The following is a 7,614-nucleotide window of genomic DNA, read 5'->3' on the forward strand; positions in this document are numbered from 1 at the left end:
TGGCTGCGATGGCCCACTAAAATTCCACCCGGATCACTCAATGGGGGCTGGTCACTATTGTGGAGTTCGATAATAATAATCGCATTCAGACAGAGGGAGTTGGCCGTAATTTGGTGGCTTCCAGCCGCACGGACGCACGAGGCGTCGCGCGCATAGGAGTCTACGGCGCACCCCAGCCAGCGAACTTACCAGCTAACTCATCTGAAGTACGGAGAGAGTTCAAAGTTCGGGTCAATATCGCCGTAGAGCCAAAGTCCATATTTTCCCCAGGGTATGATAGTTTTGGTTTTATCAATGGCCCCAATGCCATAGTTAACCTAATCCCGGACCTCATTCAGTCGACGCGCTGGGCTTCAAGTAAAACTTACAGCTTCCCGGTCACTGATTACACACCCCGTGAATTTCACGTTCGTATCGAGGGCACAATAGACTGTTGCCATTATGCTGATCTCCAGACCGATTATCAAAGGGTAACTGGAGGAGAAACGGTGAATTTTTCGATGCAAGGTTTGCTTGTCGCGCGAGACCCAGGAAACCGCTTCCACGACTGGGTTGGGGAAATCGATTACGAAGGACCGGCCACTTTCAGGTGGGCTGGTGTGAATAACCTTGAGGTTAGGGGACGGGGTTCCTTGGATCGCTGCAACTATCGCATCTCAGGCGATGTGCCTGGCACTATCGTAGGGCGCTTAACAAATACAGGATCAAACACTCAAGAACTCATTGTAAGTTTTTTGCTACAAAACTCCGATTACCTGCGCCAAGCCGATGATCCGAAGTGCCACTCAAACGGCTCAGAGCGCCCGAATTTCTTTTGGGGGACAAAAACTTTTCTAGGTACCAGCTTGCAAGCAAGCTATACTCTTACCTTGCCAATCGATATCTCCCCGAGTACCGGAGCATTAGATCCGATCAAAAATCTATCTGCCGGACGATTGTACTTTGGGGAGACACCTGCAATTCCAGGGACAAGCGAATGGTTAAGCCAGGCGAGAAGCATTCATCTCGCTTACCAGGTACACCAGGGCTATCAGAGCCCAAGACCGCCTCTGCATACATTTGACCCTAGGTAAGAAGCTGTACGCGATTAGATTCCTTGCTGCGCCTGAGTATGGGCAGCGAGAGGGCGTGCGTTGATGGAGATCATCGCAATGCAGATGTGTGCAAAAAAATCTACGGCGCGGTCGTCGATAATGTTGATCCGCCGGTAGCGGCTGGCTCACAGGCCGAGGGCACGGTCAACCAGCTGGCCAATGCGCGCATGAACAAGCGCCGGCAGATGCGCTGGTGACCGCGGGGCGCCCACTGCGTGCCCCAGGTCCAAGCCGCGGTACTGGACGGACGCTTCGGTCAGCAGGCAATCCAGCTCGCGGCGTAGCTCCCCAAGTTTTCGCCACTCCCCGGCACAAGATCCTGGCGACCTGGCGGGTATCGTTTAGAGTTTTTCCGCCTAGCCGTGCAAGACCAAGGCGCTATGGACTCGAAGTGGGGGAGTAATCCAATGACGCGCGACCACGACCATCGCAGGCAGATACCGGGGGCGACGCGCCGCGTGGGCAAATTTGCGCTCGGCTTAGCCGCGGCGCTGGGCGCCGGAGCATGGCCCATGGGTGCCCTTGGGCAGCCCGTGGCCCCACCCCTCGGGAATTACGAATGCTTTACGCTCTGGCCGCTCGGCCCATTCGGGGGCTTTTCGCTGCTGCCCGGAGGGAAGTATTCCGTCGGGCGAGAGACCGGAAGTTACGTTTATGATTCTGCCGACCGTTCCATTCAATGGGTCGGAGGCCCGTGGAGCGGAGGGGCACGTCCCGCCAGGTACATGGGGGTGAACTCCAGCGGCCCCACCATTGGGATCAGGTGGATAAACCCGCCGCCGCAGCGAGTCATTGATGTGGCCTGCCATCACCGGCCGTAGCTGGCCTCTGCGTCCATGCCGCACCTCGTTCGGTCTAGGGTCCGTTGATGTTGAGGATCCCCATTTAACGAGTAATCGTACACGCTTTTGGGCCTGTATCCCGGGGGGGCATTGTCAGGTTGTTGGATTGATGGACGCGTTTGACCGCGCGACATGACGCCCGTCGTGCTTACGCGGCCACCTGGACGCACGTCTCCTGCCCCCAGCTCCGGAAAGCCTTGGTGTGGGCATCACGGCACTCAGCAGCAGTCATTAGATGCCGCCGCGGACGGAAGTGGCCATAGATCATCGCGTGGGATGACAGGAAGCGCTGCGCCTGCTCCGGTGACTTGAACCGCTGCATCTTTCGCTTTCGGCGCCGTGTCGGTCTGTGAGAGTTCTCGGCGCGTTTGTTCAGGTAGCGACTGGTTCGGTGCTTCACCTCGGGCAGGATATCGCGGTGCGCAACGCCGTAGCTGCGCAAGCCGTCGGTGATGATACGCTTTGGCTTGTACTTCAGCTCAGCGAGCAGGCGCTTGAAGAAGCGCTTCGCAGCGGTGGCGTTCCTGCGGTCCTGGACCACGATATCGAGCACGACACCGCACTGGTCCACCGCGCGCCAGAGATAATGGAACTCGCTATTGATCTTCAGGAACACCTGATACTGTCGGCGAAATCGGCAGCTGCTTGGCAGTAGCTATTTATGCGGGAAAATCGGTGAAGAGCCGCTCCACCTGTAAGTGGCCACGCCGACAGGATGTTCCCCAAGACGTTGTAACCGGGGCAGATTCCCGGGCGTGGCGGTTGCGCCTGTCGGAGCGGCGTGATTGACCCTGCTGATGTCGCCGCCCGACAGCGCACCGCTGGAGACCTTGTCGCTCGCTGAGCTGCGCGACCTCGTCGGCACGCTGGTGGCAAAGGTCGCCGACCTCGGGGCGGCAAATGCGGCGCTGAAGGCGGAGAACCAGGCGCTGCGCGACGAGGTGGCGCGGCTGAAGGGCCCTACTCGCCCCAGACCAACGGCATGGTAGAGCGCTTCAACAGCCGGGTTGGCACCGAAGTGCTCGGCATCACCATCTGGTCTCACCAGCAACTCGAGCAGTTGCAGCGCGGCTTCAACGCCGCCTACAACAGTCGCCGTCAGCGAGTGCTCGAGGGCACAACGCCCAACCAGGTCGTCACCGAACACCTCGCACAGCGACGTCAACTCACCAACCCAAAGCCGCAGGGCCGGGCCGGACCAGACAATATCGCCAAAGCATGCCTCATCGTCGAGGCTGCCAAGGAGGTCTCACAACCTGACAGCTAGTCAGCCTCACCGGTGAGGTCTTTCCAGTAGGTCAAGGCCACGTCCACGAAGCTGCCGGGATACCCGCGCCCCATAGCGGCAAAGACCGCCTCGCCATCTGTATGGACCGCGAGGACGGCGTCGGGCGGAAGTGCCGCCGTCACGCAGACGTCGATGGCGTGCTTGGCGGCGACGCAGCCTAGCGAACGGGCGAAGGTGGCGAGGACGGTCTTGCAGGCGCTGTAGTCTGCGGTGGTGAGGCCGAGCGGGACTGCAACCTCGATAATGCGCGGCTTTCCGATCGCCTGGACCTTGGCGATGAGGGCTTCATCCTCGACCCACATGTAGGCGACCTCTCCGCCCCAATGCTGGAGCAAAGGGGATACGCCGCTATCGTCGGCTGCGTGCGGGTGGGACGTCGCCCAGAAACGGTCTGCCCGCACCCCCATCTGCCCATGGAAAGGGCTTGCTGCGTAGAGGGCGTCCGCCTCAGAGGAAGTTAGGGAGCCCTCCACGACGCAGATTTCGAGCCGCTTGCGCAGGGTAGCCAAGGTCGAGAGATGGATGCCGTCGCGCCACATCGCCTCGACTTCACCGTCGGTTAGGCGGGTGTAGTGGTAAGCGCGAATCGTCCGATGCCGCATGCCCGCCGCCATGTCCTCCTGCAACAAGAGGTAGGCGCGAGCGTATGGGTTCTCGGGGCGACCTTTAAGGCTGGCCCGTCCGGAGCCATGATCGTACGCCAGGAAAATGCGGCGCTCGGTTTCGACATAGGCGCGCACCAGATCGGCGTTGTCCTGCAGAGCCACGATTAGGTCCGGATCGAACGTTTCGAAATCCCACAAGTCGGTCGGCTTCGGCTTCACGACGGCATGCCCGACGTTCCGGAAACCGGCCTCGGCTTGGTACAGGACGACGGGCCGCTCAGCGTCGGACAACGACGCCGTCCGGGCTCCCCGTGATCTTCTCGTTCTCTTCGCGTGCGCGGGCGACATTGCGGCCGAAAACATAGGCGAGGTCGGTACCGAAGGTCGCCCGACGGGCGTCGAGGATGCGGACTACCGCCGATGCGTTGCCGTTCACTTGAACGATGCGCTCGGACACGCCGGCCGGGGGCGCCCGATCGGGGGTAATGGGAAGAGGCCCGTATACGACGTGGCTCATTGTGTCTGCGACTCCAGCATATAGGGTCGAACGTATCCTATTCCACCGCCGACTAGTATCTCTGCACAAAGGGTTTGATCGGTTACGGGAGCGGTTCTCCGGCCTTCCGGTCTCCACTCCGCTCCAGTCTGAACGCAAGATGGCTTCCCTTCGAGCAGCCGCTTTGGGTCGTGCGGCTGCCTTGGCCCAATGCCGCCGTCCCCTAATTTCGATCTGCCGGAACGTAGGGGATTAAGCCTTTTTCGTAAGCGATCACCTGGACCTCCCGCGGCATGTCGCGCAGGTCGACCAGCATGCCGTTGACCTCGGCCATCCATACCAGCGGGTTGCGGTCGACAAAACTCGGTAGCATCCAGGTTGAGTCCATCCGGTTTGTGCGCAGCGCGTCAGAGATGACTTTGGCCTTGGCGCTTGCCGTGCTCTGGCCGACGCCGAAAGCAGCACAGACCTGAGCCATGGTCATGTGGGGCTTGCTCGCCTTGTTAGACAGGAAGTTGAGCTGACCCAGAACGTAGATGATGCCGCACGCCCAGGTCCGCGGCTGCCCCGATGCCAAGGGGCTCGGGCGCTTGCGGCAGAGGGCCGCGGCCATGGCGCGTGCGAGGTCGCGGTATTCTTCGCTCAGGTAGTCGCGGCAGAACGCATCTGTGAGCGCAGCCACGGCGTCGTAACTCGCCTGCATGGTCTTCGGCACCGCAGTCGAACGAGAGGGCTTGACCAAGGGAACCTCATGTCGGAACGGACGTCTCAACCCAGGATGCCTCCTTGCCGGGTCATCGGTAAACACGGCGGGCCCACCGAATGTTACCTGCGGCAAATGGTCGTGACCTCAACACCGCGCACCAAGCCGGCACCTTCGTTGGTCACCACGTGCTTCTTATAGCCGTGCACCGGCCTGCGCCGACGGTGGCAGCCATCTAGCCCCATGCGGGCGGACGCAATGAGCGTCGCGTTCACCAGAGTGCCGGTGTGTACCGTCACACCCTTGGCCTCGAGCTGGCCGGGGACGGCTTCGAATAGCACTCGGTCCAGTCCACGCCGGCCCAGCTCGCGCCGACAGCGGACAAAGGAGCTGCGCTCGGGCGTCGGCTCGTGGGCGGCGAAGCCGCAGAAGCGGCGGAAACTGGCGCGGTCGTCCAGCGCCTTCTCGAGCGTCACGTCCGACAGGTCGCGCCAAGTGGCCAGCAGCAGGGCTCGGCCCAGAGAAAATGGCCGCCAACCCGTCTCGCCCTTCGTCGCCCCCGAGATGCCAGCCAAGGTACGAAAAATCTCGGGCCAGCCGGTGCCCCCCCGCCAGCTCCATCAGCAATGCACCAGGGCGCGGCTCCGGCCGCGCTCTGAAGTCTTTCTGACCGATCTGACGCTGCGCTATGCCGACCTCCGTCGCCTGCACGTCCGCCTAGATGGCGAAAAATCAAGTTGGAAGCTCGGCGTAGGAGGGTTCGGTGCTGCGTACGTGGAAGGCCGGCACCGTCGGTCAGTTAGCGGGCGCGGCAGACTGTGACCCGCTGGCCTCGTCACGAGAGAGGAACTCCGTCGGGTCGACCGCCAGGGCTTCAGCAAGACGCTCGAGCACGTCCACGCTAGCGGCAGACTCCTCCCGCTCAAGCATCCCAACGTAGTTACGGTTAAGGCCTGCGCGCGCGGCCAGTTCCTCCTGCGACAGGCTCCGTTCCCATCTTAGGCGCCGCAGGTTCCTGGCGAGCACACTTCGTAGCCGCATGCTGCCAAGGCGCCGCGGGCGCTGGTCTGCGGCTACCCAGTATACTAGGTATTCGCTTCAGCTCCCACCATCGGACCTCGGAGGTCGCCGTCGTGCATGCGCCACCCTTCTCCCCGCCCAGGACCAGCCCCCTTGTACCGGTGCCCCCGACGAACCCCTGGGGCGGCCGAGCGGCGCTGCCGGGCTTCCAGCGCTTGCAGACCGAATGTCATTGGGTCCGGAGTGTGGCGTTCGAGGCCGCCTCGGACGCCACCGTCGCTCCCCTCGCCCCAGCGGTGCGCCAAGCTCTCCGCCTCCGATTAGAGGCGCTGCTCACGGCGCTAGGGGCTAGGCGAGAGGCCAGCCGGCCTACCGCGAGCGCCGAACCGGATCAGATCCTCGGTGGCGCCAGTTTCGAAAACTTTGTGGATGAGGGGCCCGGCTGGCGGATCGTCAACGCGCAATGCTCTGATGAAGGTGAGCTACATGAGCAGGCCGAGCGCCTCGTCAACGGGCCATCCCTACGGGGATCGAGCACCAGTGCTGATGGTCCGCACGATTTGCGGAATTGCTGGCGGGTCTCGCCCTCAATCAGATGTGCCGTGCGGGAGCATGGAACTCCCCAAGTCCGCTTCGCTGATATGGGGCAAGCCGCCACGGCGGGAGAGCTGTTCCAACATCATACCAGCGCGCTCCACTATGCACCCTTTACCTGTTTAGCCAATGCCGTGCCGCTTGAGTCCCATTCGCATCATCACGTCGATGCTGCGATGGCGGGAATGATGGCACTGATCGTAGGTGCAGACAGATGGTTTGAACTGATCATGCGCTTCCCACGCATGAAGCGAGGTACAATCCGCAGCGCGAGGATGCCCGGCATGTGTCCAAAGGTCCGCTCCCCCGGCAGCAGTACCTCGTGCAAGGCGTCACGCCGGTCCTGAACATGCCGACGAACCGTCCCATAGCACCCGAGCGGAAGGTCGAATTGCACGGTCTTTCCATACGCGCGCCGGAGTATGTTATCCGGCAGCTGAAAATGCGAGCTGCACAGAATGACGAGACAATCAAGGAGATCGTACTCAAGGGCCTTCGGGCGATCGGCATCACAGTGCACGATGAGGACATGAAGGATCCGCATCGGCGCCGATCGCGGATCTAATCCACGGACGGTCATCCACTAAAGATCTGCCCGGACCTTTCCCGAAGCAAGTCCAATAGGCGCCGATCAGCGCCAGCGGCCGGCCTCCCGCAGAGTGCGGCAGGACGTGGACCAGCTGCCTCGGCCCGTCGGGTGGATTGGACTTCGCCAGCGCCTCGGGTGATTGGCCGAAGGCGCCCAGGATGCGACGAACGAGCTCAGTCTTGCCGGAGCCCGCGATGCCTCTCGGATTAACGATCAGTCCCATGCGCCACCTCACCGCCCCTCAAGGGGTGCGATAGGCCACAGATCCCGAGCCCACTAAGGATCCGACGCGGAATAACTGAATCGGATGTGATAGCGGTTCTGGCGGCTGATACCCAGCGCCCGAAGGTCTGACTCTTGGGGCTTGAGCCGGCGCGGTCGGA

The 7,614-nt window shown here is 61.8% G+C and carries 10 protein-coding genes and 1 pseudogene; 4 read left to right on the forward strand and 7 right to left on the reverse strand.

All coding sequences use genetic code 11. The features are described 5' to 3' along the window. Nucleotides 1–59 precede the first annotated feature (59 nt). Together AC5JJ6_RS32900 and AC5JJ6_RS32905 are read left to right on the forward strand one after the other, a co-directional pair. Nucleotides 60–1,073: a hypothetical protein gene (locus AC5JJ6_RS32900; protein WP_496046086.1), complete on the forward strand. Its 1,014-nt coding sequence runs from the start codon at nt 60–62 to the stop codon at nt 1,071–1,073. A 23-nt stretch (nt 1,074–1,096) separates the two neighbouring features. Beyond that, a complete protein-coding gene (locus tag AC5JJ6_RS32905; RefSeq protein WP_496046087.1) occupies nt 1,097–1,291 on the forward strand; it encodes a hypothetical protein in 195 nt (64 codons plus the stop codon). A gap of 793 nt (nt 1,292–2,084) precedes the next feature. Here AC5JJ6_RS32905 and AC5JJ6_RS32910 read toward each other — a convergent pair. Beyond that, on the reverse strand, nt 2,085–2,552 hold the full coding sequence (locus AC5JJ6_RS32910) for an IS6 family transposase (RefSeq protein ID WP_496046088.1): 468 nt from the start codon (nt 2,550–2,552) through the stop codon (nt 2,085–2,087). A 169-nt stretch (nt 2,553–2,721) separates the two neighbouring features. Between AC5JJ6_RS32910 and AC5JJ6_RS32915 the strand changes: the two genes are divergently transcribed. Next, nucleotides 2,722–2,925: a hypothetical protein gene (locus tag AC5JJ6_RS32915; RefSeq protein WP_496046089.1), complete on the forward strand. Its 204-nt coding sequence runs from the start codon at nt 2,722–2,724 to the stop codon at nt 2,923–2,925. Then, nucleotides 2,895–3,057: pseudogene (locus tag AC5JJ6_RS32920) on the forward strand (integrase core domain-containing protein); the annotation flags it as partial. The gene AC5JJ6_RS32915 and the pseudogene AC5JJ6_RS32920, both read left to right, overlap by 31 nt. Nucleotides 3,058–3,199: 142 nt before the next feature. On the opposite strand, the gene AC5JJ6_RS32925 reads toward AC5JJ6_RS32920, so the two are convergent. The 6 genes from AC5JJ6_RS32925 to AC5JJ6_RS32950 form a co-directional block, all read right to left on the reverse strand. Beyond that, the gene (locus AC5JJ6_RS32925; RefSeq protein WP_496046090.1) at nt 3,200–4,120 is read right to left on the reverse strand and encodes a hypothetical protein; all 921 of its coding nucleotides are present in this window, start codon (nt 4,118–4,120) and stop codon (nt 3,200–3,202) included. After that, the gene (locus AC5JJ6_RS32930; protein ID WP_496046091.1) at nt 4,107–4,346 is read right to left on the reverse strand and encodes a hypothetical protein; all 240 of its coding nucleotides are present in this window, start codon (nt 4,344–4,346) and stop codon (nt 4,107–4,109) included. Before AC5JJ6_RS32930 ends, AC5JJ6_RS32925 begins: the two co-directional genes overlap by 14 nt. A 202-nt stretch (nt 4,347–4,548) precedes the next feature. After that, on the reverse strand, nt 4,549–5,067 hold the full coding sequence (locus AC5JJ6_RS32935; RefSeq protein WP_496046092.1) for a DUF6398 domain-containing protein: 519 nt from the start codon (nt 5,065–5,067) through the stop codon (nt 4,549–4,551). Nucleotides 5,068–5,150: 83 nt separating this feature from the next. Continuing rightward, nucleotides 5,151–5,603 carry a transposase gene (locus AC5JJ6_RS32940; protein ID WP_496046093.1) on the reverse strand — a complete coding sequence of 151 codons (453 nt, stop codon included), beginning with the start codon at nt 5,601–5,603 and terminating at the stop codon, nt 5,151–5,153. Nucleotides 5,604–5,823: 220 nt separating this feature from the next. Next, entirely contained in the window at nt 5,824–6,069 is a 246-nt protein-coding gene (locus tag AC5JJ6_RS32945; protein ID WP_496046094.1) for a helix-turn-helix domain-containing protein, read from the reverse strand. Nucleotides 6,070–6,802: 733 nt separating this feature from the next. Next, complete coding sequence (locus tag AC5JJ6_RS32950; RefSeq protein WP_496046095.1) at nt 6,803–7,186, reverse strand: hypothetical protein; 384 nt, start codon at nt 7,184–7,186, stop codon at nt 6,803–6,805. Nucleotides 7,187–7,614: the final 428 nt, after the last annotated feature.

The organism is Skermanella sp. (genome assembly GCF_059503625.1).